Raw genomic sequence first — 25,631 nt, 5'->3', positions numbered from 1 at the left:
CCCGTCATGGCCGCTCTCTGCAAGGCAGTGACGGGAGCCATGCCGCAGCGCATATATTGACCAGAAGGTCAGCAAGCGTGGTTTCGGCTATGATCGGCTTCTACCCCGCAGGAGCGAAAAATGTCCCAAATCGCCGCTGAGGCGCAACAAGCCACGACCTCCGCCACGCCTCAATCCTTACCCTGGATCGAACGTCTCGTTTCCTTCGATACAGTCAGCCGCAATCCCAACCTCGGCCTCATCGAAACCGTGCGCGACGAACTGCGCAAGGCGGGTGTCGAAGCCAGCATCACGACCGATTCACGCGGCCAGTGGGCCAATCTCTTCGCCACGGTGCCCGCGCACGACGGTCAGACGAACGGCGGCATCGTGCTGTCGGGACACACCGACGTGGTGCCGGTCGACGGTCAAAATTGGAAAAGCGATCCTTTCAAGCCCGAAATCCGCGATGGTCTGCTCTACGGTCGCGGCACCTGCGACATGAAGGGGTTTATCGGCGCGGCGCTCACAATGCTGCCGAAGATGCAGGCGACAAAGCTCGCCAAGCCGATCCACTTCGCGCTTTCGTTCGATGAAGAAGTAGGCTGCGCGGGCGCGCCGCTCATGATCGCCGACTTGCAAAAGCGCGGCGTCAATCCGGATGGCTGTATCGTCGGCGAACCGACTTCCATGCGCCCGGTCATCGCGCACAAGGGCATCAACGCGTTCCGCTGCTGCGTGCGTGGCTTTGCGGCGCATTCGTCGCTTACGCCGAAGGGGCTGAATTCGATCGAGTACGCCGCGCGCCTCATCTGCTTCATTCGCGACGTCGCCGATGAATTCCGCGCCAAGGGCCCGTTCGACGAGTTCTACGACGTACCCTTCACCACCGCGCAGACGAGCACGATCAAGGGCGGCAACGCGCTCAACACCGTGCCCGCGGAATGCACTTTCGACTTTGAATTCCGCAACCTGCCGACCATCGACCCGGACCCTATCTTCAAGCGCATCGAAGCGTTCGCGCGCGACACGCTCTTGCCGAAAATGCAGAAGGAGCACGAGAACGCGGCCATCGAATTTTCGAAGATCGCCGCCGCGCCCGGACTCGACGCCACCGAGCAGGCCGCCATCACGCAACTCGTGCGCGCGCTCACCGAGAATCAGGAGAAGCGCAAGGTCGCTTACGGCACCGAAGCGGGACTTTTCGCGATTGCGGGCGTGCCGAGCATCGTGTGCGGACCGGGCAACATCGAACAGGCGCACAAGGCGAACGAATACGTGTCGCTCGACCAACTCGTCGCTTGCGAAGCGTTTCTCGGCAAGTTCATCCATAGCATGTCGGTCGAAGCCCAGGCGCGCTAATCATCGACCGTCGTACGATCCATCGAGCCATGTCCACAGCAACGCATTCCGACCATACGATCGACGGCACGCCCATTCCAACCCTCGACGAGATTGCCGAGCAGCATATGGCGCTCACGCCCTGGGTAGCGCGCACGCCGATCTTCGAGCGGCACGATTTTCCGACGCTCGAAGGCACGCCCGTCACGTTCAAGTTCGAGCTGCTGCAGGCAAGCGGCACGTTCAAGGCGCGTGGCGCGTTCTCGAACATCCTCGCGCTCACCGACAGCGAACGCGCGGCAGGCGTGACGTGCGTGTCGGCGGGCAATCATGCGGTCGCGGTGGCTTACGCGGCGCAGCGCATGGAAGTGGGCGCGAAGGTGGTCATCACGAAGAACGCCAGTCCGACGCGCATCGCGCTTTGCCGGCGCTTCGGCGCGGAAGTCGTGCTGGCGGAAAATGTGATCGAGGCCTTCGAGATCGTGCGGCGCATCGAGGCCGAGGAAGGACGCTTCTTCGTGCATCCGTTCAATGGTTATCGAACGGTGCTGGGCACGGCGACGCTCGGTTACGAGTGGACGTCGCAGGCGCCGGATCTCGATGCGGTCATCCTGCCAATCGGCGGTGGCGGGCTGTCCGCCGGCGTTTCGACCGCCATGCGTCTCGCCAACCCTTCGCTGCATGTCTATGGCGTGGAACCGGAAGGCGCGGATGCGATGAGCCGAAGCTTCGCCGCCAATCACACGATCAAGCTGAGTTCCCTGCACAGCATCGCCGATTCATTGATGGCGCCGCATACCGAGCAATACAGCTATGAACTGTGCAGGCGACATATCGACGAGATCGTCACCGTATCGGACGACGCGTTGCGGCACGGCATGCGGCAGTTGTTCAACGAACTGAAGCTGGCTGTGGAACCGGCGTGCGCGGCAGCGACCGCCGCGCTGCTCGGACCGTTGCGCGAGCGTCTGCAAGGCAAGCGCGTGGGCGTGTTGCTGTGCGGAACCAACACGGACCCGGCGACGTTCGCGACGCATTTGGCGAGTACGTGAAGTGCCATTGCAGGCGCTGCGTGGAACCGAAGCATCTGGCAATTGCTGGCAATTGCTCGATGCTCACAGTGACATCGTAGGTAAAAAGCGGCTTTAAGCGGCGCTTGCCGTGTTCAGGCGAACACGCGGAAAAGCGCCACTCTCGCGGTTCCTCGTCAACGAGAGCAGACTAACGCGCCTGCGTTCACAGCACCTCGGCCAGCCTTCTGCGCTCATTGCGCTGCATGAAGTAATTCGCGGCGATCACCCCGACCGTCACCAGCGCGATGAACAACGTCGCGAGCGCATTCATTTCCGGATTCAGCCCCAGCCGCACGCGCGAAAACACGACGAGTGGCAGCGTGGTCGATCCCGGTCCCGACAGAAACGCGGAGAGCACGAGATCGTCAATCGACAAGGTGAACGACAGCAGCCAACCCGCCACGAGCGCCTGCGATATCAGCGGCAGCGTGATCGCGAAGAACACGCGCAGCGGTGTCGCGCCGAGATCGAGCGCGGCCTCTTCCAGCGACGGATTCAGCTCCCGCACGCGTGACTCCACGATGATCGCCACATACGAGATGCACAGCATCACGTGGCCGATCCAGATGGTGAAGAGCCCGCGCCCCGCCGGCCAGCCGATCAGCTTGGCCATCTCCACGAAAAGCAGCAGCAACGAGATGCCCTGAATGACCTCGGGAATCACGAGCGGCGCGTTGATCATGCCCGTGTAGAGCGTGAAGCCGCGAAAGCGTCCCATGCGCGCGAGCACGAACCCCGCCCACGTGCCGATCACGACCGACGCGCACGCCGTCAGAAACGCGATGCGCAACGACAGCCATGCCGCCGCGATAAGCTCGTCGTCGTACCAGAGCGCCTTGTACCAGCGCAGCGAAAACTCCGTCCACACGGTGACAAGCTGCGACTCGTTGAACGAATAGACGATCAGGCTGAGGATGGGGATATACAGAAACGCGAACCCGATTCCGAGCGCGGTGATCTGCAGCGGACGGCTCGGCTTGATCATCGTTTCTCCTCCAGTTGCTTCGCCTGGAAGTGCTGGAAAAGCGCCATCGGCACGAGCAGGAGGAGCACCATCGCGCAGGTGACTGAGGATGCCATCGGCCAGTCGGCGTTATCGAAGAACTCGTTCCACATGACGCGGCCGATCATCAAGGTATCCGCGCCGCCGAGCAACTCGGGAATGACGTATTCGCCCACCGCCGGGATGAACACGAGCAGACATCCGGCGATAATCCCGTTCTTCGACAGCGGCAAGGTAATCTGCAGGAACGCCTTCCAGGGCTTGGCGCCGAGATCGTAAGCGGCTTCGAGCAAGGTGAGATCCATCTTCACGAGATGCGCGTAAAGCGGCATGACGAGAAACGGCAAGTACGAATACACCATGCCGATATAAACCGCGACATTCGTGTGATAAAGCTCGATTGGCGAATGGATGAGGCCGATCGACATCAGGAAGTTGTTGAGCAAGCCGTTGTTCTTGAGAATGCCGATCCACGCGTAGACGCGTATCAGGAACGACGTCCAGAACGGCAGCATGACGGCCATCATCAGCAGATTGCGCGAGGCCGGATTCGCCCGCGCGATGTAATACGCCATCGGATAGCCGATCACGAGGCACAGCAAGGTCGAAACCGCCGCGACCAGCAGCGAATTCATGTAGGTCGCGAAGTACAGGCTGTCGGTGACGAGAAACGCGTAGTGCGAGAAATCGAGCGCGATATTCAGCACGCCCTCTTTCAACGCCACGATATCCGTGTACGGGGGAATGCCGAGCTGGCTGTCCGCGAAGCTGATCTTCACGACGAGCAGGAACGGCACGAAAAATAGCAGCAACAGCCACAGGAACGGCCCGGCGATGACCGCGGTGCGGCCGCTCACGCCCATCCGGTCGAGCAGTTTCATCATCATGCCGTCAGCACCACGCCCGCCGACGCGCTCCAGCGCACGTAGACTTCATCGTCGAAAGTGGGGGAATCGATTTCGCCGAGCGCGAGGCTCGATACGTTCGCGACCACCGTCTTGCCGCTTTCGAGCGTCACGTGATAGAGCGTGTAGCCGCCCATGTAAGCGATATTCGTCACACGTCCGCGGCCCCAGTTGAACGCGCCCTCGGGCGGCTTTCTCATGAGCGCGATACGTTCCGGGCGCACCGAGATGGTCACCGGCATGCCGAGCGGCCCGGTAATGCCGTGGTTCACATAGAGCCTGACCGGCAGTTCCGGCGACTCCACGAAGATATGGTCTGGCTCGTCCTCGACCACGTTGCCGTCGAAGAGATTGGTCGAACCGATGAACTGCGCCGAGAAGCGGCTGTTTGGATACTCGTAGACCTCGTGCGGCGTGCCGATCTGCACGATACGCCCTTCGCTCATCACGGCGAGGCGCCCGGCCATGGTCATCGCCTCTTCCTGATCGTGCGTGACCATGATGCAGGTGACGCCCACCTGATCGAGGATGTTGACGAGTTCCATCTGCGTGCGCTGGCGAATCTGCTTGTCGAGCGCGGACATGGGTTCGTCGAGCAAGAGTAGCTTGGGACGCTTGACGAGGCTGCGCGCGAGCGCCACGCGCTGCTGCTGGCCGCCCGACAACTGATGCGGTTTGCGCTTCGCATACTGGCCCATCTGCACGAGTTCGAGCGCGGCTTGCACGCGCTCCTTGAGTTCGCCACCGCGCACGCCTTCCTGCTTCAAACCGAATGCGACGTTCGATTCCACGCTCATGTGCGGAAAGAGCGCGTAGGACTGAAACATCATGTTCACCGGCCGGCGATACGGCGGCATCTGCGCGAGGTCTTCGCCTTCGATCAGAATCTGCCCTTCGGTGACGGTCTCGAGCCCGGCGAGCATGCGCAACAGCGTGGACTTGCCGCAGCCGGAACTGCCGAGCAGCGCAAACAGTTCGCCCTTCGCAACCGACAGGTCGACGCCCCTCACGGCCACCGTCTCGCCGAACTTCTTCACGACGCCGACGACCTGCACGAAGTTGTCGTCCGACACGAGTCCGGTGGACGGAAAATTGTCCGGCGCTTGTCTGCCGGAATTAGGCGCTGCCTTCAACGCGCTCGACTGCTCACTCATGATTGCCTGTTCGACTCCTGCAACTTGTCCTTCATCGATGACTTCGTCTGCCCGGCTACGCGACGATCACGAACAAAGCCCCCGGAGGTCCAGGGGCTTCGTCGGTTCAAAGCATAACCCGCTTTTGCTAACTAGCGGCCGGATTTGAGTTCGGTCCACAAGCGCGTCTGCAGACGCTGGATTTCGGGCGGCAACGGCTTGAGCAGGAACAGCGTCTTGATGACATCCTGCGGCGGATAGACAGCCGGATCGTTCGCCACGTCCTTGTCGACGTACTTGCGCGCTTCGAGGTTCGCGCTCGGGTAATACACCGCATTCGTGATCGCGGCGTGCACCTGCGGCGTCTCGATGTAGTTGATCCACTCGTGCGCGGCGTCCTTGTCCTTCGCGTCCTTCGGAATGGCCATCACGTCGAACCACACCGGCGCGCCGCCCTTCGGAATGTAGTACTCGATCTTGTAAGCCTTCTTCGCGTCCACGGCGCGATGCTTGGCAATGACGACATCGCCCGACCAGCCGTAGGTGAAGCACACGTCGCCGCCGACCAGGTCGTTGATATAGCCCGACGAGTTGAATTGCGTGATGTACGGGCGAATCTTCTTGAGCATCGCGAGCGCCTCGCGATAATCGGCGGGATTCGTGCTCATCGGGTCCTTTCCGATGTAATGCAGCGCGGCGGCGAACATCTGGTCGGGCGCATCCAGCACGGACACGCCGCACGCCTTCAGCTTCGAAATGTTCTCGGGCTTGAAGAGAATGTCCCAGTTATTGAGTTCGACGTTCGCGCCGAGTATTTTCTTTACCTTGTCGACGTTATAGCCGAGGCCGGTCGTGCCGTACGCCCAGGGCACCGTGTACTTGTTGCCGGGGTCCGCGCCTTCCACGAGCTTCATCAATTCGGGATCGAGATACTTGAGGTTCGGCAGCTTGGACTTGTCGAGCGGCGCGAAAATGTTTGCCGCGATCTGCTTGCCGGCGTAGTTGCTCGTCGGCACGACGATGTCATAGCCCGAATTGCCCGTCAGCAGTTTGGCCTGCAGCGTGTCGTCGCTGTCGTAGTTGTCGTACTTCACCTTGACGCCGGTTTGCTTGGTGAAGTTGGGGATCGTGTCCTTGGCGATGTAATCCGACCAGTTGTACACGTTGAGCTGCGTGTCTTTGGCCGATGCCGTGAGGGACATCAGCGGCAACAGCGTCGCCGCGCACGCCAGCGCGCCCGCGAATTTGGCCAGCTTGGCCACGGGGGCCGCCAGTTTCTCGTTCATCTCGTTTCTCCCTTGTTCCGACTGTCGACGGCGTCGTGTCGGGCCCGGCTCTCAAGGAACGGCCCGCGAACCCCATAAAAACCCGAAAACTACCATTAAACCGAAGCACGACAAAAATAATGTCCGGCTTGTCGCGCGAATCTCACGTGCGTCGAGGGCAGCCGCCTGGTCATAAGGCCTGCCCGTGCCACGGTTCATCGATCTGCTGTACCGAAAGTGCGCGCATTTTAGCGTCTAATGACGCCGTGCGACACCTGATAAAACCACACTCGTCAAAGGGAACCACGCCGCGAAAGCATCGCGAAATGTCATTATCGATGGAAGGGACTTAAGCATCCACGTGCGACCGTCGCTCGTAAAGACACAAGAGCGGCGCGACGGCACGGTTTGAGCCCAATTCCTTGCCTGACGAATAGCCAGCGGAACACTCGTTGCTAGCCAATTCGGATGTGCGTTGATTTTTCCCACGCATTCTCAACCGGCAACGCGTGCGCTCGTGCCGCGGCTTCAGAAGCCGTGACACGACAGCGCTGTTGCAACGCTATTCAAGGCAACCGACCGCATGAACACCAATCCGTCCGCGCTTGCGCAGCTTTCGGCTACCGAGCCCGACGTACCGCCTCAATCCGGCAATCGTCAAGACCGGCCCCGCGCGCCACGCGGCCGCTGGTACACGTTCGTCGGCGCGGGTTCGCTCGTCGCGGTCGGCTACATGGACCCGGGCAACTGGGCGACGGCGCTGGCGGGTGGCGCGCGTTACGGCTATCAGTTGCTCTTCGTCGTGCTGCTCGCGAGTCTCATGGGCATGCTGCTGCAATGGGTGGCGTCGCGCGTGGGCGTCGTCACCGGCCGCGATCTCGCGCAGTTGTGCCGCGAGCGCTATAGCCGCCGCACGACGCTCGTGCTGTGGCTCGCATGCGAAATCGCCATCATCGCGTGCGACGTGGCCGAAGTCGTCGGCAGCGCGGTCGCCTTGCAGATGCTCTTCGGCGTCTCGCTGACCGCAGGCGTGTTGTTCTCGGCGGTCGGCACTTTCATCATGCTCGCGTTGCAAAGCCGTGGGCAGCGGCCGCTCCAGCGTGCCATCACGGCGATGATCCTTTTCGTCGGCTTCTGTTTCGTCGTCGAACTGGCGCTGGCGCATCCCGTCTGGAGCGATGCCTTGCGTGGCTTCGCGCCCCCGCGCGAGCTTCTGCGCGATGCCGGCATGCTCTGGCTCGCCGCCGGCGTGTTGGGCGCGACTGTCATGCCGCACAACCTTTATCTGCACTCGGCGCTGGTGAAGGAACACGCCCCTCACCACGACGACGCAACCATCGGCCGCGCGCTCAAGGGCGTGAATATCGATACGTTCGCATCGCTCGGGCTGGCGTTTATCGTCAATGCGTCGTTACTGGTGGTGGCCGCGTCGGTGTTTCATGCAAGCGGCCACTTCGATGTCGATGATCTTGCGGACGCGCATCGGCTCATCGCACCGCTCGTGGGAAGCCACTGGGCGGGCATTGCGTTCGCCGCCGCCCTGCTCGCGTGCGGCTTGAACGCGACGGTCACGGGCACGCTCGCCGGTCAGGCAGTGATGGAGGGCTTCCTGCAGCTAAAAATGGCGCGCTGGGCGCGGGCGCTTTTGACGCGTTCGCTTGCCATCGGCCCGGCGCTTTTCGCCGTCGCGAGCTTCGGGCAGCATGGTTCGAATACACTGCTCGTCGCGACTCAGGTCGTGCTGAGTCTGCAATTACCGCTGGCAGTGATTCCGCTCGTGCGCTTCGCTTCCGATGCCGGTCTCATGGGCCGCTGGCGCGTCGCCCGCGTGCCGCTTGCACTTGCCTGGGCTTGTGCAGGACTGATTCTTGCACTGAACGGCGCGCTGTTGTGGCAGATGGTGGGTTCGGTCTGAGCGAAAGGCGTTGGTATCGGCGTCGGCGCCTGGGCAACCTCCCGCGGGCTTGAGCAAGAAATGCCTGCAAGCGCGATAGTGCGAGTGCCCGACCAATGACTCGGCACAGCGCGCCGCGTCAGCAGCCCTGCCGCACACCCCGACAACAAAACGCCAAACTACCCGATGCATCGTCCAAATTCGTTTGTTTTGCCGACACTCCTTCGTGCGGCTCATGCCCAAACCGGCGCTCGGCGCCGTCTTCGCGCCGCGACGTTCGCACTTGCCACGCTCAGTGCAGCGAGCACGGCGCATGCCACTGTCTCCGTGCTGCAACCGGCACGCGAAGCGGCGGCGTCGCAGCCGCTCGAAATCACGCTGCTTTATACCGATGACGGTAGCAAACCGCTTTCCATCGATGTGCCGAAGCAACTGACGGTGAATCTCACCAATGGCGATCTGCCGCCTGCACCACTCACGCTCGCCCGCGATCCGAAGGTGCCGGACCATGTGCGCCTCGCGCCTGGGCAGTATCGCCGGGTGCGCTTTACGGCTGCGTGGCCCGAAAGCGCGCGCGGCACGATGAAGATCGATCCGGTCGGCTTCGATGCTTCACCTATGCTCGTCACGCTCAACCGCGGCAATACGCAGACGCAGGTGGTCGCCGCCGAGAAACGCGAAGCGCAGGCGACGACGCCCGCGCAAATGGCCACCGCCACCGCCGCCGCGAACACGACGGCCGTGCCGACGACGACCATCGACACCATGCTGTCCGGCCGCCTTTCGACCTTCGAGCCGATGTACTTCGCCGATGGCGAGAACGGCGACAACCTCGCCAAGTTTCAGTTCAGCTTCAAATACCGGCTGCATCTGCCGGACGACCCGCGCTCGCGCGGCTTCCTCGACAATCTCTACTTTGCGTACACGCAGACGACCATCTGGAACCTCTCCGCGCCGTCCGTCCCGTTTCGCGATACGAGCTATCAGCCGCAGCTTTTCTACTACGTGGAAGACACGGGCGTGAAGAGTCCGTTGTTCACGCGCATGGGCGTGGCGGCGGGTATCGGGCATGAATCGAACGGCAAGAGCGGCGATGAATCGCGCGCAATCAACATCATGTTCGTGCGGCCGACGTGGGATTTTGGCGACCTGAACGGCGAGCATCTGACCATCTCGCCAAAGATCTATTACTACTTGTCGAGAAGCGGGAATCACGACATCGCGGATTATCGCGGCTACACCGACTTCCTGGTCAAATACGGCAGCCCGGATGGCTGGCAGCTCGCGACGACCTTGCGCAAGGGCACGAAGCACTGGTATGGCAGCGTGGATTCGCAGCTCACCTACCCGCTGGCGAAGCTGATCGGCAGCGCATGGGGCGGTTATGTGTTTGCAAGCTACTTCAACGGTTACGGCGAAGATATCCTCGATTACAACCAGCGGCGTCACTGGATCGCGCGAATAGGCTACAGTATTGCCCGCTAATGTCTTTCAATGCGCGCGTCATGGCTTTGGTCGTGGCGCGCGGCAATCAACGAATCCATGTCTTCGAATCTCCACGATCTTCCTGATAGTCCCTGCATCGGCGTGTGCTCCACGCTTTTCGACGACATTTGCAAAGGCTGCGGCCGCACGGCGGGTGAAGTGTCGAATTGGGTGTTTCTTTCCGATGCCGAGAAGCAGGCCGTGTGGGAGCGGATCAAACGTGAAGGGACGGCGATGCGGTTCAGGAAGCCAACGTGAACCGGCTCGGCTAAAATGGTTTTGGCGGACCCGGACGAGCAGCATCCGCCTCAGTCATGGCGAAACCCGGGATGGGCTGCCGATGCGGGGTTGCTGGTTTCCCGACACAACAAAACCAGCGCCATAACCAATGAAAAAGCCGCGCATACGTCTGTATGCGCGGCTTTTGTTTGCAATGCCGACTGCGGCTTTACTGAATGCCCTGACTCGACAAGAAGTCCTCGTAATTCCCACCGAAGTCGCGCAATGTGCCATCCGTCTTCACTTCGATGATCCGGTTCGCCAGCCCGCTCACGAACTCGCGGTCATGCGACACGAAGATCAGCGTGCCTTCGAACTTGTCGAGTGCAATCTGCAGCGATTCGATGGACTCCATGTCCATGTGGTTGGTCGGCTCGTCCATGAGCAGCACGTTATGGCGGCCGAGCATGAGCTTGCCCCAGATCATGCGGCCCTTCTCGCCGCCCGACAGCACCTTGACGTTCTTCTTGATGTCGTCTGCGTTGAAGAGCAGGCGCCCGAGCGTGCCGCGCACCATCTGGTCGTCATCGCCTTCCTGACGATACTGGTCGACCCAGTCGGACAGCGTCTCGTCCTTCGGAAACTCTTCGTAAGTGTCCTGCGGCATGTAGCCGACGTTCGCGTTCTCCGCCCACTTCACGCGGCCGCCGTCCAGGTCGAGCGCGCCCCTGAGCGACTTCAGAAGCGTGGTCTTGCCCGCACCGTTTTCGCCGATGATGGCGATCCGCTCGCCCGGCTGCACGCTCAGGCTGAAGTTCTGAAAGATCGGGCGGTCGTACTTCTTCGTGATGCCCTCGGCCACCACCGCGATGTTGTGCAGCTTCTTCTCGAACTCGAAGCGGATAAACGGATTCTGCCGCGACGACGGCTTGAATTCCTCGATCTTGATCTTGTCGATCATCTTGAGACGGCTGGTCGCCTGACGCGCCTTCGACTTGTTCGCCGAGAAGCGGCGCACGAAGTCCTGCAGGTCGGCCACGCGTTCCTTCGCCTTCGCGTTCGCGTTCTGCTGACGCTCGCGCGCCTGCGTGCTCGCCAGCATGTAGTCGTCGTAGTTGCCCGGCCAGAGCTTGAGCGTGCCGTAATCCATGTCCGCCATGTGCGTGCAGACCTGGTTCAGGAAGTGTCGATCGTGCGAGATGATGATCATCGTCGAGTTGTACTGGTTGAGCACGTCTTCCAGCCAACGGATCGAGTTGATGTCCAGGTTGTTGGTCGGCTCGTCCAGCAACAGCACGTCCGGTTTCGAGAACAGCGCCTGCGCCAGCAGCACGCGCAGTTTCCAGCCTGGCGCAACGTTGCTCATCGGGCCATTGTGATCGGCGATATCGATGCCGATGCCAAGCAACAATTCGCCCGCGCGCGCTTCGGCCGTATAGCCGTCGTACTCGGCGAACTTCGCTTCGAGGTCGGCGGCGCGCATGTAGTCGTCGTCGGTGGCGTCGGGGTTCGCGTAGATCGCGTCGCGCTCGGTCATCGCGGCCCACATTTCGGTGTGACCCATCATGACCACATCGAGCACGCGCATGTCTTCATACGCGAACTGGTCCTGACGCAGCTTGCCCAAACGCACGTTCGGCTCGAGCATGACGTTGCCCGAACTCGGCTCCAGATCGCCACCCAGGATCTTCATGAAGGTCGACTTGCCGCAGCCGTTCGCGCCGATCAAGCCATAGCGGTTTCCCTCGCCGAACTTGACCGAGATGTTCTCGAAGAGGGGCTTGGGCCCGAATTGCATGGTGATATTGGCGGTAGACAGCACGGCGCGTCCTTTGAATGATGTACGGCGAAAAACCTATGATTTTAGCAGATTTTGGTGGCGATTCTGGCCGGGAGCGGCATGAGCCTTGGCATTCCGGCAGATTACGCGGATCAAAAAACATCGGGGCGCCGGCCGAACCGGCCGCGCCCCGCGCTCAACCGCTCTCGATCCGCGCGCGGCGGATGCGCTTCAAGTCCGTTCAGCGATAAACGCCTTCACCACGGCTGCATCCGCAGGAACGATATCGAACCTTTGTGGCAGTTTTTCAAGTCCCACGAACGCGACGGGACGCTCCGGCTCGCGGTTCAACGCCTCGCGGATGGTCTCGCCGAATTTGATCGGCTGCGCGGTCTCGAGCACGATCATCGGCACACCGGGTTTGAGGTTCTCGCGCGCAACCTTCACGCCGTCGGCGGTGTGCGTGTCGATCATCGTGCCGTAACGCTCGAACACATCGCGAATGGTTTTCACGCGGTCGTCGTGATCGCTCTTGCCCGACACGAAGCCGAATTGCTTCACCCGCGCAAAGTCGCCGCTCGCCGCGAGATCGAAGCCGCCCTTCTCGTCGACGTCGCGGAACAGTTGCAGCACGCGCGCCGGGTCGCGGCCGAGCAGGTCGTACACAAAACGCTCGAAGTTCGACGCCTTCGAAATATCCATGCTCGGGCTGGTCGTGTGATACGTTTCGTCCGCGCCGCGCACGCGATAGATGCCCGTGCGGAAGAACTCGTCGAGCACGTCGTTTTCGTTGGTGGCGACCACGAGCTGATCGATCGGCAGACCCATCATGCGCGCGATATGCCCCGCGCAGACGTTGCCGAAGTTGCCCGACGGCACCGTGAACGACACGCGCTCGTCGTTGCTCTTCGTCGCGGCAAAATAACCCTTGAAGTAGTACACGACTTGCGCGACCACGCGCGCCCAGTTGATCGAATTGACCGTGCCGATCTTGTGCTTCGCCTTGTAGGCGTGATCGTTCGATACGGCCTTCACGATGTCCTGGCAATGGTCGAAATTGCCTTCGACCGCGAGGTTGAAGATGTTCGGGTCTTGCAGCGAGAACATCTGCGCCGTCTGAAACGCACTCATCTTTTTATGCGGCGAAAGCATGAACACACGCACGCCGGTCTTGCCGCGCATGGCATATTCGGCGGCGCTGCCGGTATCGCCCGACGTTGCACCGAGAATGTTGAGCGTTTCGCCGTGCTTTTCCAATGCGTACTCGAAGAGATTGCCGAGTAGTTGCATTGCCATGTCTTTGAAGGCGAGCGTCGGACCATTCGACAGTTCGAGCAACGACAGCGGCGTGCCGTCCTCCACGCCGAGCGTCTTCAGCGGCGTGATCTGCGCGGCGCTTTCTTCGTGGCGCACGTTGCTGTAGACCTGCGCGACGTAAGTCTTGCGCGTAAGCGAACGCAGGTCGTCGGCGGGAATGTCATCGCTGAATTTCGACAGCACTTCGAAGGCGAGATCCGCATACGACAGCGTGCGCCAGCGCGCGAGCTCATCGGCCGATACGCGCGGATATTCCGCCGGCAAATACAGACCGCCGTCCTTTGCGAGACCGCCGAGCAAGATGTCCGAGAACGTGTGGCGCTCGTTCGAGCCGGCGCCGCGCGTCGAGATGTAGTTCATGTCGCGTTCCTGTGCTTAATTCAGCGTTGCCATGCGCAGTTTCGTCACCTTGGAGACGACCGTGGAGAGCGCTTCGATCTGGGCGATCGCCGCGTTCGCGTTCTTTTCCACCGTCTCGTGCGTGATGAGGATGATGTCCGTCTCGCCCTTGTGCTCGCCGCCGACGTCTTCCGATTCCTTCTGCAGCAACGCGTCGATGGAGATGCCCTTGTCCGCGAGAATGCGCGTGATGTTGGCAAGCACGCCCGTCACGTCGGCGACACGCAAACGCAAGTAATAGCCGCTCGTCACTTCGTCGATTGGCAAGATGGGCGTGTTCGCCAGACTGCCCGGCTGGAAGGCCAGATGCGGCACGCGATGCTCCGGGTCGGCCGTATGCAGACGCGTGACATCCACGAGATCGGCGACCACGGCCGACGCCGTCGGCTCCGCGCCCGCGCCCTTGCCGTAGTAGAGCGTCGTGCCGACCGCATCGCCATGCACGACGACCGCGTTCATCGCGCCTTCGACGTTGGCGAGCAGACGCTTGGCCGGCACCAGCGTGGGGTGCGTGCGCAACTCGATGCCCTTCTCCGTGCGCCGCGCGATGCCGAGCAGCTTGATGCGATAGCCGAGATCCTCCGCGTAACGAATGTCGATGGCCGCGAGCTTGCTGATGCCTTCCACGTACGCGCGGTCGAACTGCACCGGCACGCCGAACGCGATCGCGCTCATGATCGTGACCTTGTGCGCGGCGTCGACGCCTTCGATGTCGAAAGTGGGATCGGCCTCCGCGTAACCCAGATCCTGCGCGCCCTTCAACGCGGTCGCGAAGTCCAGCCCGCGGTCACGCATCTCCGAAAGAATGTAGTTCGTCGTGCCGTTGATGATGCCCGCGATGTATTCGATACGGTTCGCGCTCAGGCCCTCGCGAAGCGCCTTGATGATTGGAATGCCGCCCGCCACCGCTGCTTCGAACGCAACCATCACGCCCTTCGCGTGCGCGGCTTCGAAAATCTCCGTGCCGTGCACCGCGAGCAGTGCCTTGTTCGCCGTGACCACGTGCTTGCCGTTGGCGATGGCGCGCAGCACCAATTCGCGCGCGAATCCCGTGCCGCCGATCATTTCGCAAACGATGGATATCGCCGGGTCGTCGACGACGGCGAGGAAGTCGTCGGTGACCGCCACGTTCGCTGCCGCTTGCACCTTCGACGGTGTACGCACGGCAATGCGCGTGATCTCGATACCCCGTCCCGCGCGGCGCCTGATTTCTTCCTGATTGCGGCGCAGCACCGTGAAGGTGCCGCTGCCAACCGTGCCGAAGCCCAACAGTCCTACTTTGATCGGTTCCATACAGCGTGAGTCTTCTAAGAAAAGTTAAGCGGAGTGACGTTTGCGATAGCCGTCGAGAAAGCGCGCGATGCGGTTGATCGAGTCGGCCAGATCGTCGAGGTTCGGCAGGAAGACCACGCGGAAGTGATCCGGCGTCGGCCAGTTGAAGCCCGTGCCTTGCACGAGCAGCACGCGTTCTTCGAGCAGCAGGTCGGTGATGAATTGCTGATCGTTTTCGATCGGGTACATCTTGGGATCGAGCTTCGGGAACATATACAGCGCGGCCTGCGGTTTCACGCACGTGACGCCCGGAATGGCCGTGAGCATGTCATAGGCGAGCTCGCGCTGTTTGAACAGCCGCCCGCCCGGCACGATCAGGTCGTTGATGCTCTGATAACCGCCGAGCGCCGTCTGGATGGCGTATTGGCCGGGCACGTTCGGGCACAAGCGCATGGACGCGAGAATGCCCAGACCTTCGAGATAGTCTTTCGCGCGACGGCGATTTTCCTCGATGAGGCCCGACACGGCCATCCAGCCCGCGCGATAACCGCACGAACGGTAGCTCTTCGAGAGACTGTTGAACGTGACGGTGAGCACGTCCTCGGAGAGCGCGGCCATGGACGTGTGCGTCATGCCGTCGTAGACGATCTTGTCGTAGACCTCGTCCGCGAAAATGATCAGGCCGTGTTCGCGCGCAATGTCGATCAGTTCGAGCAGCAGTTCGTCCGAATACAGCGCGCCCGTCGGATTGTTTGGGTTGATGACGACGAGCGCCTTGGTGTTGGCGGTGATCTTCGAGCGGATGTCGTCGAGATCGGGCATCCAGCCATTGCCTTCGTCGCACATGTAGTGACGCGGCGTGCCGGCCGAAAGACTTACCGCGGCCGTCCAGAGCGGATAGTCGGGCGCGGGCAGCAACACCTCGTCGCCATCGTTCAGAAGCGCCTGCATGGCCATGACGATAAGTTCCGACGCGCCGTTGCCGATGAAAATGTCGTCGAGCGTCACGCCCGTCACGCCCTTTTGCTGCGTGTAATGCATGATCGCCTTGCGCGCGGCGAATACGCCCTTCGAATCCGAATAGCCCGACGAACCCGGCAAATTGCGGATCATGTCCTGAATGATCTCGTCCGGCGCTTCGAAACCGAACGGCGCCAGATTGCCGATATTGAGCTTGATGATGCGATGCCCTTCTTCTTCGAGACGCTTCGCGTGTTCGAGCACGGGCCCGCGAATGTCGTAGCAGACGTTTTGCAGCTTGTTGGATTTGAGAATCGGTTTCACGGGCGCGGCTCTTGTGTTTGGGCTGTCTGGTGGATTCGTTTTTAAGGATTCGTTCTGGCGTTCTGTCGTTTCGGCGTTTCGATGCAGCAGGTGCCTCGGTCGATGCTCCGGCGGTTCGTGTCCGCTTCCGGAACGCGCACGCGAAGCGGGATGACACGAAGTGACGCGGGATGGCGACGAGCTGCGGCAGACTACGGCATGTTACTGGACTGCCGCCGCTTCTCGGGATTTCGAACCCTGGGCGAGGAACACCGCGCCGGATAGGGGCGCAGGCGTAACGCTACGGATTGCGTGTCGAAGGCGGCTTGTGGCGGCACGCGAGCGCAACGGGGGCCGCACGAGCGGTCCGCGCGGCTGGAAAGTTATAATTTACTGATTATGGCCCGGTTCCGCAATGCACCAAACACTGGCGCGAAGCGCCTTTTGGTGCGTTTTCCGCCGCCTTCTCGCGCTTTTTTCAGCCGCGTTCGGCGGATGCCGGGTTTCACTCCTTTCCTTGCCGGACCATCGTTTTGAAACTTCATCAAGACTCCAGCGGCGCGCTCAACACCATCACGAGCTACGGAGACGACTTCGTCGCAATCAATCTCGAACGCCATGAGGGCAGCGTGATCGTCATGCCCGAGGTGCCCGTCGTCAAATGGCCGGTGGCATCGTTCGACGCGCTCGCGCCCGAGCATTTCGAGGAACTCGTGAAAGCCGCGCCCGAAGTGGTCATCTTCGGCAGCGGTTCCAGATTGCGCTTTCCGCATCCGCGGCTCACGGCGGCGTTGACCAAGCATCGTATTGGCGTGGAAACGATGGATATCGGCGCTGCCTGCCGCACCTACAACATATTGATGTCCGAAGGCCGGCGCGTGGCCGCCGCACTGCTGATCGAGGAATGAGCGGAAACTAAGGCTCGGCTAAGGATGCGCCGCAATACTTCGGCGACAGGCGCCTCTTTGGCGCACGCGCTGGCGTCTCGGCGCCCGGCGTGCGCCAATTTGACGAATCCGGCCTGGCAGTGCGATACACTCCCGCCCGGCGAACGTTGCGCCGAGCCTGAAAGGCGGTAATACAGCGTGCGCCACGGCCAGTCCGGCGCTCATGCGAGCCTGCACGCAAGCGATGGCTTCGCGCCCCGCGCGGCCGGTTGCGCCACTCATTCACAAGCGCCGCGCATGGCGGCATCGAACAGGTCGACTTCATGAACGATACGCCTTCGCGGCTACCGCTCACGCGTCTCTCACTCATTCTTCTCGTCGTCGCGCTGGCCGTCATCTGGTTCGGGCCGCTCGGGCTCAGGCATCTCGTGCCGAGCGACGAGGGCCGCTACGCCGAAATGGCGCGCGAAATGTTCGTCACCGGCGACTGGATCACGCCGCGCTACAACGGCTACAAATACTTCGAGAAACCGCCGCTACAGACCTGGGCGAACGCGCTGACCTTTGCGTGGTTCGGCGTCGGCGAATGGCAGGCGCGGTTCTATACGGCGCTTTGCGGCTTCGCGGGCGTGCTGATGGTCGGCTACACGGGCGCGCGGGTCTTCAACGCGATGACGGGCTTTGCGGCCGCCGTGATTCTCGCGACCTGCCCGTACTGGAACCTGATGGGCCACTTCAACACACTCGACATGGGCCTGTCGTTCTGGATGGGGCTCACGCTCTGCGCGCTTTTGCTCGCGCAACGCCCAGGGCTGGCCGGGCGCGAAGTGCGGCTCTGGATGTGGCTTTGCTGGGCGGCGATGGGCGCGGCCATGCTTTCCAAGGGGCTCGTCGGCGTAATCCTGCCGGGCGCGGTGCTGATCATCTACTCGCTCGTGGCGCGCGACTGGGCGCTCTGGAAGCGGCTTTATATCGGCAGCGGGCTGATCGTGTTCCTGATCGTCGTCGCGCCGTGGTTCGTGCTCGTGCAGATGAAGAACCCCGAGTTCTTCGATTTCTTCTTCATCGTGCAGCAGTTCAAGCGCTATCTGACGCCCGAGCAGAACCGTCCCGGACCGTTCTATTACTTCGTGCCGGTGCTCATCGTCGGCTTTCTGCCGTGGCTGTCGATCGCGTTCCAGAGCATGCGCCACGGTCTCAAGACGCCGCGCCAGCCCAACGGCTTCGCGCCCGTGACCATGCTGCTCGTCTGGTCCGCGTTCATTTTTCTGTTCTTCAGCGCCTCGCATTCGAAGCTGCTGTCCTATGTCTTGCCGATTGCACCGGCGCTCGCGCTCGTCTTCGGGCTTTATCTGCCGTCGCTGACGAAGCCGCGTTATCGCATGCATCTGATCGGCTATGCGGTGTTCCTGATCGCCGCGGCGTTCGGCGCGATCTTCATCGGCCGGGCGGGCAGCGCGAATACGCCCAATGCGCTGTATCGCGCGTTCCAGATGTGGGTTTATGCGGGACTGGCGGTGGCGTTCGTCGTGACGCTCGCGGCGCTCTGGCTCAATCGCCGGAACGTGCTTGCGGGCGCGGCAGGACTGGGCGCGGCGTGGCTGCTGCTCGGTACCATCGCGGGAACGGGTCACGACGTTTTCGGCACCGACAGCTCGGGCGTCAAGCTCGTGCCGGCCGTGAAAGCCGCGATGGCGAAACTCCCGCCCGGCACGCCCTTTTACTCGATCGCCAAGCTCGATCACACCATGCCGTTCTATCTCGATCAGCCGATGATCATGGTGCAGGAAGCCGACGAACTCACCTTCGGCGTGCAGACGGAGCCGCGGAAGTGGGTGCCGAGCATCGACCAATGGGTCAAGCTTTGGGACTCGCAACCGTATGCGCTCGCGCTGATGCCGCCTGGCCGCTACGACGACCTCGCCGCCCGCCATGTGCCGATGCAGGTCATCGCCCGCGACGCGCGCCGTGTGATCGTCGAGAAACCGCAACCGTGATGGCGCACTCTGCCACCTCGCGCGGCATCACGTCTGACACAGTGCGTGCCACGCGCGCAAGCGGATTGCACGACCGTTCGGCCAACCCCGTTGTGGCGGCCCGGCTTTTTCCTTATCGTGTGAGACCAGCAAGACCGTCGGCACGATCAACCAGGCGCCAACCCGCGACTAATCCGCAATGAATCCGATTTCCTTCGCTTGTATCCTCATCGGCGTATTGTTGAACGCGTGCGCGCAGTTGCTGCTGAAGGCGGGCGTCAACGCCGTCGGGCATTTCGAACTCACGGCAAGCAACATTCTGCCGGTCGGTTTCAGGATCGCGACGCAATGGCCGATCATCGGCGGCCTTGCCTGCTATGTGCTGAGCGTGGGCGTGTGGATCGTCGGCCTGTCGCGCGTGGATGTGTCGATCGCCTATCCGATGCTCTCGCTCGGCTATGTCGTCAACGCCTTCGCGGCGTGGTATTTGTTCGGCGAGGTGCTGTCGCTGCAGCGGCTGATCGGCATCGGCATCATTCTGCTCGGCGTGGTCGTGCTGGCGCGCGGTTAGGCGCCGCGACCGGCGTTGAATTCACTCGTGCCGCCAATACATCAGATCAACTCCATTTTCTTAAGCAAATAGTCCATGACTCAGACATCGCGGCCGTTCCTGCCCTTCGTCAAGCCCGACATCGATGAAGAAACCATTCAGGGCGTCGCCGACGTGCTGCGTTCCGGCTGGATCACGACGGGCCCGCAGAACCAGCAGTTCGAGGCGGAATTGTCGGCGTTCGTCGGCGGCAGGCCGGTGCGCGCGTTCAACTCAGGCACCTGCACGATGGAAATCGGCCTGCGAATTGCAGGCGTCGGCGCGGGCGACGAAGTCATCACGACGGCGATGACTTGGGTATCGACGGCGAACGTCATCATCGAAGTCGGCGCCACGCCGGTTTTGGTCGATATCGACCCGGCCACGCGCAACATGGACCTGAACTTGCTGGAACGCGCCATCACGCCGCGCACGAAAGCGATCATGCCGGTGTTTTTGGGCGGCCTGCCGGTGGATATGGACCGGCTTTACGCCATCGCGCGCGCCCACAAGCTGCGCGTGATCGAAGACGCGGCGCAGGCGTTCGGTTCGAGCTGGAACGGCAAGCGCATCGGCGCGTTCGGCGATCTCGTTTCGTTCAGCTTTCACGCGAACAAGAACGTGACGTCGATCGAAGGCGGCGCGCTCGTCTTGAACGACGAGGACGAAGCCGAACTCGCGCGGAAGTATCGCCTGCAGGGCATCACGCGCACGGGTTTCGACGGCATGGACTGCGACGTGCTCGGCGGCAAGTACAACCTGACGGATGTGGCGGCGCGCGTGGGTCTCGGGTCGCTGCGCAAGGTGGAAAGCATCACGCAACGGCGGCGCGAACTGGCGCAGCTTTACTTCGATGCGTTCGACGGCGGCGCGGCCGTGAAACTCGGTCTAGGCTTGCCGCCGCGCAACTTTACGGACAGTAACTGGCACATGTTTCAGGTCACGCTGCCGCTCGATCAACTGAATCTCACGCGCGCGCAGTTCATGGGCGAGCTGAAGGAGCGCGGCATCGGCACGGGCGTGCACTATCCGGCCCTGCATCTGTTCACGCTGTATCGCGAGCGCGGCTTCAAGGAAGGCATGTTCCCGCACGCGGAGCACTTCGGCGCATCCAACGTGACGTTGCCGCTTTTCCCGCAAATGAGCGCGGAGGACATCGCGCACGTGGTCACTTCCATCGACGAGATCTGTGCGCAGCACGCCAGACTGCATGCCTAACAAGGACACCCAGCGCAACATGAGTCATACGGATTTCGCGGCGACGGCACCCGAGGTAACGGTCGTCATTCCGGTCTACAACGAGGAAGCCGGCCTCGCCGCCCTCTTTGAGCGCCTTTATCCGGCGCTCGATGCGCTCGACGCATCGTACGAGGTGATCTTCATCAACGACGGCAGCCGCGACAAGTCGGCCGCGCTGCTCGCGCAGCAGTTCCACGTGCGTCCGGACACCACGCGCGTGATCCTGCTCAACGGCAACTATGGTCAGCACATGGCGATTCTCGCGGGCTTCGAGCAATCGCGCGGCGAGATCGTTGTCACGCTCGACGCCGACTTGCAGAATCCGCCCGAGGAAATCGCCAAGCTCGTCGAAAAGATGCGTGAAGGCTACGATTACGTCGGCACCATTCGCGAACAACGGCAAGACAGCCTGTGGCGCAAGAAGGCATCGCTTGCCATGAACCGTCTGCGCGAGCGCATCACCAAGATTCGCATGACGGATCAGGGCTGCATGTTGCGCGCGTACAGCCGGCATATCATCGACACGATCAACCGCTGCGGCGAAATCAACACGTTCATTCCGGCGCTTGCCTACACCTTCGCGCAGAACCCGATCGAAGTGGGCGTGGCGCACGAAGAGCGCTTCGCGGGCGAATCCAAGTACTCGCTTTATAGCCTCATCCGGCTGAACTTCGACCTCGTGACGGGCTTTTCGGTCGTGCCGTTGCAATGGCTGTCGTTCATCGGTGTGATTCTTTCGGTCGGATCGGCGGGACTGTTCCTGCTGCTGTTGATACGCCGCTTTATGTTCGGCGCGGAAGTTCAGGGCGTGTTCACGCTCTTCGCCATCACGTTTTTCATGCTCGGCGTGATCATCTTCGCGCTCGGCCTGCTCGGCGAATATATCGGCCGGATCTATCAGCAAGTGCGCGCGCGTCCGCGCTATCTCGTGCAGACCATCCTCGAGCAGCGCGACGGCCTGCCCACGGCCAGCCAGCCGCGCCAGCAAGTGATCCATCTGGCGGTCGCCGATCGCGAGGACGAAGGCCGATGAAGCCGCGCGCCGTCGTATTCGCTTATCACAATGTCGGCGTGCGCTGCCTGCAGGTGCTGCTCGCGCGCGGCGTCGACGTGCGGCTCGTCGTGACGCACGAGGACAGCGCAAGCGAGAACATCTGGTTCGGCAGCGTGGCGCAGGTCGCGGCGGAACATGGCATCGACGTGATCACGCCCGCCGATCCCAAAGCGCCCGACGTGCACGACGCAGTCGCCCGCGCCGCGCCGGAATTCATCTTCTCGTTCTACTACCGGCACATGCTGCCCGTGACGCTGCTCGCGTTGGCCAGGCGCGGCGCGTACAACATGCATGGCTCGCTGTTGCCGAAATATCGCGGCCGCGTGCCGACCAACTGGGCGGTGCTCAACGGCGAAACCGAAAGTGGCGCGACGCTGCACGAAATGGCCGAAAAGCCCGACGCCGGCGCGATCCTCGCGCAGACGTCCGTGCCTATCCTGCCGGATGACACCGCCGCTCAGGTCTTCGACAAAACCGTGGTCGCCGCCGAGCAAACGCTCTGGCGCGTACTGCCCGCCCTGCTTGCCGGCGAAGCGCCGCGTCTGCCGAACGATCTCGCCGCCGGCAGCTACTACGGCGGGCGCAAACCGGAAGATGGCCGCATCGACTGGACGGCGAACGCACAACGCGTCTACAACCTGATTCGCGCGGTGGCGCCGCCCTATCCCGGCGCGTTCACGGACATGGGCGGCGAGCGCTTCATCGTCGCGCGGGCGCGCCTCGTTCCTGAAACCGGTGCGCCCGGCGTTACGCGCGAGCGGCTCGCCGCGCTCAGGGATTTGCCCTGCGGCCTGACGCTGGCGGATAATGCGCTGTTTGGCGTCTGCGGCGATGGCCGCGTCGTCGCCGTGCACGAGTTGCGTCATCGGCCATTGAATGCCGAAGCGCAGCCCGTGGGCGAGGAGCGCACCGTCGAACCCGCCGAATTCGGCCGAATCATTCAATCCTCTCGTCATTCATGAAAAAAGTTCTCATCCTGGGTGTCAATGGCTTCATCGGCCATCACCTTTCCAAGCGCATCCTCGAAACGACCGACTGGGAAGTCTTCGGGATGGACATGCAAACCGATCGCCTGGGCGACCTCGCGAATCACGAGCGGATGCATTTCTTCGAAGGCGACATCACCATCAACAAGGAGTGGGTCGAGTATCACGTCAAGAAGTGCGACGTGATTCTGCCGCTCGTCGCCATTGCCACGCCCGCGACCTACGTGAAGCAGCCGCTGCGCGTGTTCGAACTGGACTTCGAGGCCAACCTGCCGATCGTGCGGTCGGCGGTCAAGTACGGCAAGCACCTCGTGTTTCCGTCGACCTCCGAGGTGTACGGCATGTGCGCCGACGAGCAGTTCGATCCGGAGAACTCCACGCTTTCCTACGGCCCCATCAACAAGCCGCGCTGGATCTACGCCTGCTCGAAGCAGTTGATGGACCGCGTGATCTGGGGTTACGGCATGGAAGGCCTCAACTTCACGCTGTTCCGCCCGTTCAACTGGATCGGCCCGGGCCTCGACTCCATCTACACCGCGAAGGAAGGTTCGTCGCGCGTGGTTACGCAGTTCCTGGGACACATCGTGCGCGGCGAGAACATCAGCCTCGTCGATGGCGGCGCGCAAAAGCGTGCGTTCACGGATATCGACGACGGCATCGGCGCGCTGATGAAGATCATCGAGAACAAGGACGGCATGGCGTCGGGCAAGATCTACAACATCGGCAATCCGGTCAACAACTTCTCGGTGCGCGAACTCGCGCACAAGATGCTCGCGCTCGCCGCCGAGTATCCCGAGTACGCGGAGACCGCGAAGAAGGTGCAGCTCGTCGAGACTTCGTCGGGCGCGTACTACGGCGCGGGCTATCAGGACGTGCAGAACCGCGTGCCGAAGATCGACAACACCATGCAGGAACTGGACTGGAAGCCGGAAGCGAGCATGGACGACGCGCTGCGCAAGATTTTCGAAGCGTATCGCACGCTCGTCGGCGAAGCTCGCGCGCTCGTCGAGCAGTCTTAAGGAACGGCGCGTGGCCCGTATCGTTCTCAAGATCGACGTCGACACCCTGCGCGGCACGCGCGAAGGCGTGCCCAATCTCGGCAGATTGCTCGACAAATACAGCGCCCGCGCGACGTTTCTGTTCAGCCTCGGGCCGGATCACACCGGCTGGGCGCTGCGCCGCGTGTTCCGGCCGGGATTTCTCAAGAAGGTGTCGCGCACGTCTGTCGTCGAGCATTACGGTGTGAAGACGCTGATGTACGGCGTACTGCTGCCAGGGCCGGATATCGGCCGCGAGGCGAAGGCCGAAATGCGCGCCATCCACGAAGCCGGGTTCGAATGCGGCATCCATACGTGGGATCACGTCTACTGGCAGGACAACGTGCGCGCGCGCGATCAGGCGTGGACCGTGTCGCAGATGCAGCAAAGCCATGCGCGCTTCATCGAGATTTTCGGCGCGCCGCCCGTCACGCATGGCGCGGCGGGCTGGCAGATGAACGGCTACGCGTTCAAACAGATCGACGCCTGGGGCATGCGCTACGCATCCGACGGGCGCGGCCATACGCCGTATATTCCAGTGCTCAATGGCCGCACGCTCGATCACATTCAGATGCCGACCACCCTGCCGACGCTCGACGAAATCCTCGGCGTCGATGGTGTCGACACGACCAACGTCGCCGCGCATCTCTTGCGTCACACGCAGAACAATCCGCGCGACCAGGTTTTCACGCTGCACGCCGAACTCGAAGGCCAGAAGCTCGCGCCGGTGTTCGAGCAACTGCTGGCGGGCTGGCGCGCGCAGGGACACAGCTTCGCCACGATGGGCGACTATCATGCGACGCTGGACCGCGCTTCCCTGCCCACGTACCCTGTCACGTGGGGCGAGATCCCTGGCCGCGCCGGCGAATTGATCGTTCAGCCGGGCTGATCCGCTTCTGCTTACTAGTCCCTCTGCTTCAAATAAACAACATCTGGCCAAGGTTGGGCTACGCGCCCGACCCTGGCCGACAAAGGAGAAACTTCGTGTCAGTCGCAGTCGATCAGCCCGTTCCCGACTTCACCGCACCCGCCACCGGCGGCGAGTTCACGCTCTCGAACCTGCGCGGCAAGAAAGTCGTGCTGTTCTTTTATCCCAAGGACAACACGCCCGGCTGCACGACGGAAAGCCTGCAATTTCGCGACCACTACGATCAATTCCAGGCCGCTGGCGCGGAAGTGGTTGGCATCTCGCGCGACAGCGTGAGATCGCACGACAACTTCAAGGCCAAACTGGAGCTGCCGTACACGCTGGTATCGGACGCCGACGAAGCCATCTGCTCGCTTTTCGATGTCATCAAAATGAAGAAGATGTATGGCAAGGAAGTGCGCGGCGTCGAGCGTTCCACGTTTCTGCTCGATGCAAAAGGCGTGCTGCGCCGCGAGTTTCGAGGCATCAAGGTGCCGGGGCACGTCGAGGCCATCGTCGAGGCTGTACAAGCAATTTGAGGCGCGCTATATTGGTCCGCAATGAGCGCCTGTCCACCCCATGACCTTCTACCGAGCGAAAGCTGCCGTACGCCATTAGGCGCAACGGC

Annotated in this window: 22 protein-coding genes; 14 read left to right on the top strand and 8 right to left on the bottom strand. The window is 62.0% G+C overall.

Annotation, left to right across the window (positions count from 1 at the left end; all coding sequences use genetic code 11):
- Positions 1 to 120 precede the first annotated feature (120 nt).
- Positions 121 to 1,341, top strand: a complete 1,221-nt coding sequence (argE, locus tag P9292_RS34910) for an acetylornithine deacetylase (protein WP_244827938.1) — start codon at positions 121 to 123, stop codon at positions 1,339 to 1,341.
- 29 nt (positions 1,342 to 1,370) lie between these two features.
- A complete protein-coding gene (locus P9292_RS34905; protein WP_244827939.1) occupies positions 1,371 to 2,372 on the top strand; it encodes a threonine/serine dehydratase in 1,002 nt (333 codons plus the stop codon).
- A 184-nt stretch (positions 2,373 to 2,556) separates the two neighbouring features.
- Here P9292_RS34905 and P9292_RS34900 read toward each other — a convergent pair whose 3' ends face one another.
- From P9292_RS34900 to P9292_RS34885, 4 genes are all read right to left on the bottom strand, one after another.
- A complete protein-coding gene (locus P9292_RS34900) occupies positions 2,557 to 3,375 on the bottom strand; it encodes an ABC transporter permease subunit (RefSeq protein WP_244828036.1) in 819 nt (272 codons plus the stop codon).
- Positions 3,375 to 4,283 (bottom strand): ABC transporter permease subunit, encoded by a 909-nt coding sequence (locus P9292_RS34895; RefSeq protein WP_250464810.1) that lies wholly within the window; start codon positions 4,281 to 4,283, stop codon positions 3,375 to 3,377. The genes P9292_RS34900 and P9292_RS34895 overlap by 1 nt, the downstream gene beginning before the upstream one ends.
- Entirely contained in the window at positions 4,280 to 5,455 is a 1,176-nt protein-coding gene (locus tag P9292_RS34890) for an ABC transporter ATP-binding protein (protein ID WP_250464807.1), read from the bottom strand. Before P9292_RS34890 ends, P9292_RS34895 begins: the two co-directional genes overlap by 4 nt.
- A gap of 131 nt (positions 5,456 to 5,586) precedes the next feature.
- On the bottom strand, positions 5,587 to 6,720 hold the full coding sequence (locus P9292_RS34885; RefSeq protein WP_409015335.1) for a polyamine ABC transporter substrate-binding protein: 1,134 nt from the start codon (positions 6,718 to 6,720) through the stop codon (positions 5,587 to 5,589).
- Positions 6,721 to 7,282: 562 nt separating this feature from the next.
- Here P9292_RS34885 and P9292_RS34880 point away from each other — a divergent pair.
- The 3 genes from P9292_RS34880 to P9292_RS34870 all read left to right on the top strand — a co-directional run bounded on the left by P9292_RS34880 (position 7,283) and on the right by P9292_RS34870 (position 10,336).
- Positions 7,283 to 8,614, top strand: coding sequence for an Nramp family divalent metal transporter (locus tag P9292_RS34880; RefSeq protein WP_250525836.1), 1,332 nt, complete (start codon positions 7,283 to 7,285; stop codon positions 8,612 to 8,614).
- Between the two features lie 165 nt (positions 8,615 to 8,779).
- Complete coding sequence (locus tag P9292_RS34875) at positions 8,780 to 10,078, top strand: phospholipase A (protein ID WP_370652115.1); 1,299 nt, start codon at positions 8,780 to 8,782, stop codon at positions 10,076 to 10,078.
- Positions 10,079 to 10,135: 57 nt separating this feature from the next.
- On the top strand, positions 10,136 to 10,336 hold the full coding sequence (locus P9292_RS34870) for a DUF1289 domain-containing protein (RefSeq protein WP_309963687.1): 201 nt from the start codon (positions 10,136 to 10,138) through the stop codon (positions 10,334 to 10,336).
- Between the two features lie 190 nt (positions 10,337 to 10,526).
- Here P9292_RS34870 and P9292_RS34865 read toward each other — a convergent pair whose 3' ends face one another.
- From P9292_RS34865 to P9292_RS34850, 4 genes are all read right to left on the bottom strand, one after another.
- Positions 10,527 to 12,119: an ABC-F family ATPase gene (locus P9292_RS34865; protein WP_309963685.1), complete on the bottom strand. Its 1,593-nt coding sequence runs from the start codon at positions 12,117 to 12,119 to the stop codon at positions 10,527 to 10,529.
- A gap of 189 nt (positions 12,120 to 12,308) precedes the next feature.
- On the bottom strand, positions 12,309 to 13,754 hold the full coding sequence (gene thrC, locus P9292_RS34860) for a threonine synthase (RefSeq protein ID WP_309963683.1): 1,446 nt from the start codon (positions 13,752 to 13,754) through the stop codon (positions 12,309 to 12,311).
- Positions 13,755 to 13,769: 15 nt separating this feature from the next.
- Positions 13,770 to 15,086: a homoserine dehydrogenase gene (locus P9292_RS34855; RefSeq protein ID WP_309963681.1), complete on the bottom strand. Its 1,317-nt coding sequence runs from the start codon at positions 15,084 to 15,086 to the stop codon at positions 13,770 to 13,772.
- Positions 15,087 to 15,110: 24 nt separating this feature from the next.
- Positions 15,111 to 16,349: a pyridoxal phosphate-dependent aminotransferase gene (locus P9292_RS34850; protein ID WP_244825201.1), complete on the bottom strand. Its 1,239-nt coding sequence runs from the start codon at positions 16,347 to 16,349 to the stop codon at positions 15,111 to 15,113.
- A 512-nt stretch (positions 16,350 to 16,861) separates the two neighbouring features.
- Here P9292_RS34850 and P9292_RS34845 point away from each other — a divergent pair.
- The 9 genes from P9292_RS34845 (at position 16,862) to P9292_RS34805 (ending at position 25,542) form a co-directional block, all read left to right on the top strand.
- Positions 16,862 to 17,236 carry an Mth938-like domain-containing protein gene (locus tag P9292_RS34845; RefSeq protein ID WP_309842733.1) on the top strand — a complete coding sequence of 125 codons (375 nt, stop codon included), beginning with the start codon at positions 16,862 to 16,864 and terminating at the stop codon, positions 17,234 to 17,236.
- A 302-nt stretch (positions 17,237 to 17,538) separates the two neighbouring features.
- Positions 17,539 to 19,212, top strand: a complete 1,674-nt coding sequence (locus tag P9292_RS34840) for a glycosyltransferase family 39 protein (protein ID WP_309963679.1) — start codon at positions 17,539 to 17,541, stop codon at positions 19,210 to 19,212.
- Positions 19,213 to 19,390: 178 nt separating this feature from the next.
- Positions 19,391 to 19,762: an SMR family transporter gene (locus P9292_RS34835; protein ID WP_244825204.1), complete on the top strand. Its 372-nt coding sequence runs from the start codon at positions 19,391 to 19,393 to the stop codon at positions 19,760 to 19,762.
- Positions 19,763 to 19,837: 75 nt separating this feature from the next.
- Positions 19,838 to 20,998, top strand: coding sequence for a DegT/DnrJ/EryC1/StrS aminotransferase family protein (locus tag P9292_RS34830; RefSeq protein ID WP_309963677.1), 1,161 nt, complete (start codon positions 19,838 to 19,840; stop codon positions 20,996 to 20,998).
- A gap of 19 nt (positions 20,999 to 21,017) precedes the next feature.
- Complete coding sequence (locus tag P9292_RS34825; RefSeq protein WP_244825206.1) at positions 21,018 to 22,052, top strand: glycosyltransferase; 1,035 nt, start codon at positions 21,018 to 21,020, stop codon at positions 22,050 to 22,052.
- Positions 22,049 to 23,035, top strand: coding sequence for a formyltransferase (locus P9292_RS34820; RefSeq protein WP_309963675.1), 987 nt, complete (start codon positions 22,049 to 22,051; stop codon positions 23,033 to 23,035). The genes P9292_RS34825 and P9292_RS34820 overlap by 4 nt, the downstream gene beginning before the upstream one ends.
- Positions 23,032 to 24,078 carry a bifunctional UDP-4-keto-pentose/UDP-xylose synthase gene (locus P9292_RS34815; protein WP_244825208.1) on the top strand — a complete coding sequence of 349 codons (1,047 nt, stop codon included), beginning with the start codon at positions 23,032 to 23,034 and terminating at the stop codon, positions 24,076 to 24,078. The genes P9292_RS34820 and P9292_RS34815 overlap by 4 nt, the downstream gene beginning before the upstream one ends.
- A gap of 10 nt (positions 24,079 to 24,088) precedes the next feature.
- The gene (locus tag P9292_RS34810) at positions 24,089 to 24,985 is read left to right on the top strand and encodes a polysaccharide deacetylase family protein (RefSeq protein ID WP_309963673.1); all 897 of its coding nucleotides are present in this window, start codon (positions 24,089 to 24,091) and stop codon (positions 24,983 to 24,985) included.
- A 95-nt stretch (positions 24,986 to 25,080) separates the two neighbouring features.
- A complete protein-coding gene (locus tag P9292_RS34805) occupies positions 25,081 to 25,542 on the top strand; it encodes a peroxiredoxin (protein ID WP_244825211.1) in 462 nt (153 codons plus the stop codon).
- Positions 25,543 to 25,631: the final 89 nt, after the last annotated feature.

The sequence above is a fragment of the Caballeronia sp. LZ001 genome (assembly GCF_031450875.1).
GTDB lineage: Bacteria > Pseudomonadota > Gammaproteobacteria > Burkholderiales > Burkholderiaceae > Caballeronia.
Note: the sequence above shows the minus strand (reverse complement) of the source record. Positions and strands in the feature narration are given on the sequence as shown.

Coding starts and splice junctions, on each gene's coding strand:
- argE (WP_244827938.1), top strand. CDS start 121: ATGTCCCAAATCGCCGCTGAGGCGCAACAAGCCACGACCTCCGCCACG.
- P9292_RS34905 (WP_244827939.1), top strand. CDS start 1,371: ATGTCCACAGCAACGCATTCCGACCATACGATCGACGGCACGCCCATT.
- P9292_RS34895 (WP_250464810.1), bottom strand. CDS start 4,283: ATGATGATGAAACTGCTCGACCGGATGGGCGTGAGCGGCCGCACCGCG.
- P9292_RS34890 (WP_250464807.1), bottom strand. CDS start 5,455: ATGAGTGAGCAGTCGAGCGCGTTGAAGGCAGCGCCTAATTCCGGCAGA.
- P9292_RS34885 (WP_409015335.1), bottom strand. CDS start 6,720: ATGAACGAGAAACTGGCGGCCCCCGTGGCCAAGCTGGCCAAATTCGCG.
- P9292_RS34880 (WP_250525836.1), top strand. CDS start 7,283: ATGAACACCAATCCGTCCGCGCTTGCGCAGCTTTCGGCTACCGAGCCC.
- P9292_RS34875 (WP_370652115.1), top strand. CDS start 8,780: ATGCATCGTCCAAATTCGTTTGTTTTGCCGACACTCCTTCGTGCGGCT.
- P9292_RS34870 (WP_309963687.1), top strand. CDS start 10,136: ATGTCTTCGAATCTCCACGATCTTCCTGATAGTCCCTGCATCGGCGTG.
- thrC (WP_309963683.1), bottom strand. CDS start 13,754: ATGAACTACATCTCGACGCGCGGCGCCGGCTCGAACGAGCGCCACACG.
- P9292_RS34855 (WP_309963681.1), bottom strand. CDS start 15,086: ATGGAACCGATCAAAGTAGGACTGTTGGGCTTCGGCACGGTTGGCAGC.
- P9292_RS34840 (WP_309963679.1), top strand. CDS start 17,539: ATGAACGATACGCCTTCGCGGCTACCGCTCACGCGTCTCTCACTCATT.
- P9292_RS34835 (WP_244825204.1), top strand. CDS start 19,391: ATGAATCCGATTTCCTTCGCTTGTATCCTCATCGGCGTATTGTTGAAC.
- P9292_RS34830 (WP_309963677.1), top strand. CDS start 19,838: ATGACTCAGACATCGCGGCCGTTCCTGCCCTTCGTCAAGCCCGACATC.
- P9292_RS34825 (WP_244825206.1), top strand. CDS start 21,018: ATGAGTCATACGGATTTCGCGGCGACGGCACCCGAGGTAACGGTCGTC.
- P9292_RS34820 (WP_309963675.1), top strand. CDS start 22,049: ATGAAGCCGCGCGCCGTCGTATTCGCTTATCACAATGTCGGCGTGCGC.
- P9292_RS34815 (WP_244825208.1), top strand. CDS start 23,032: ATGAAAAAAGTTCTCATCCTGGGTGTCAATGGCTTCATCGGCCATCAC.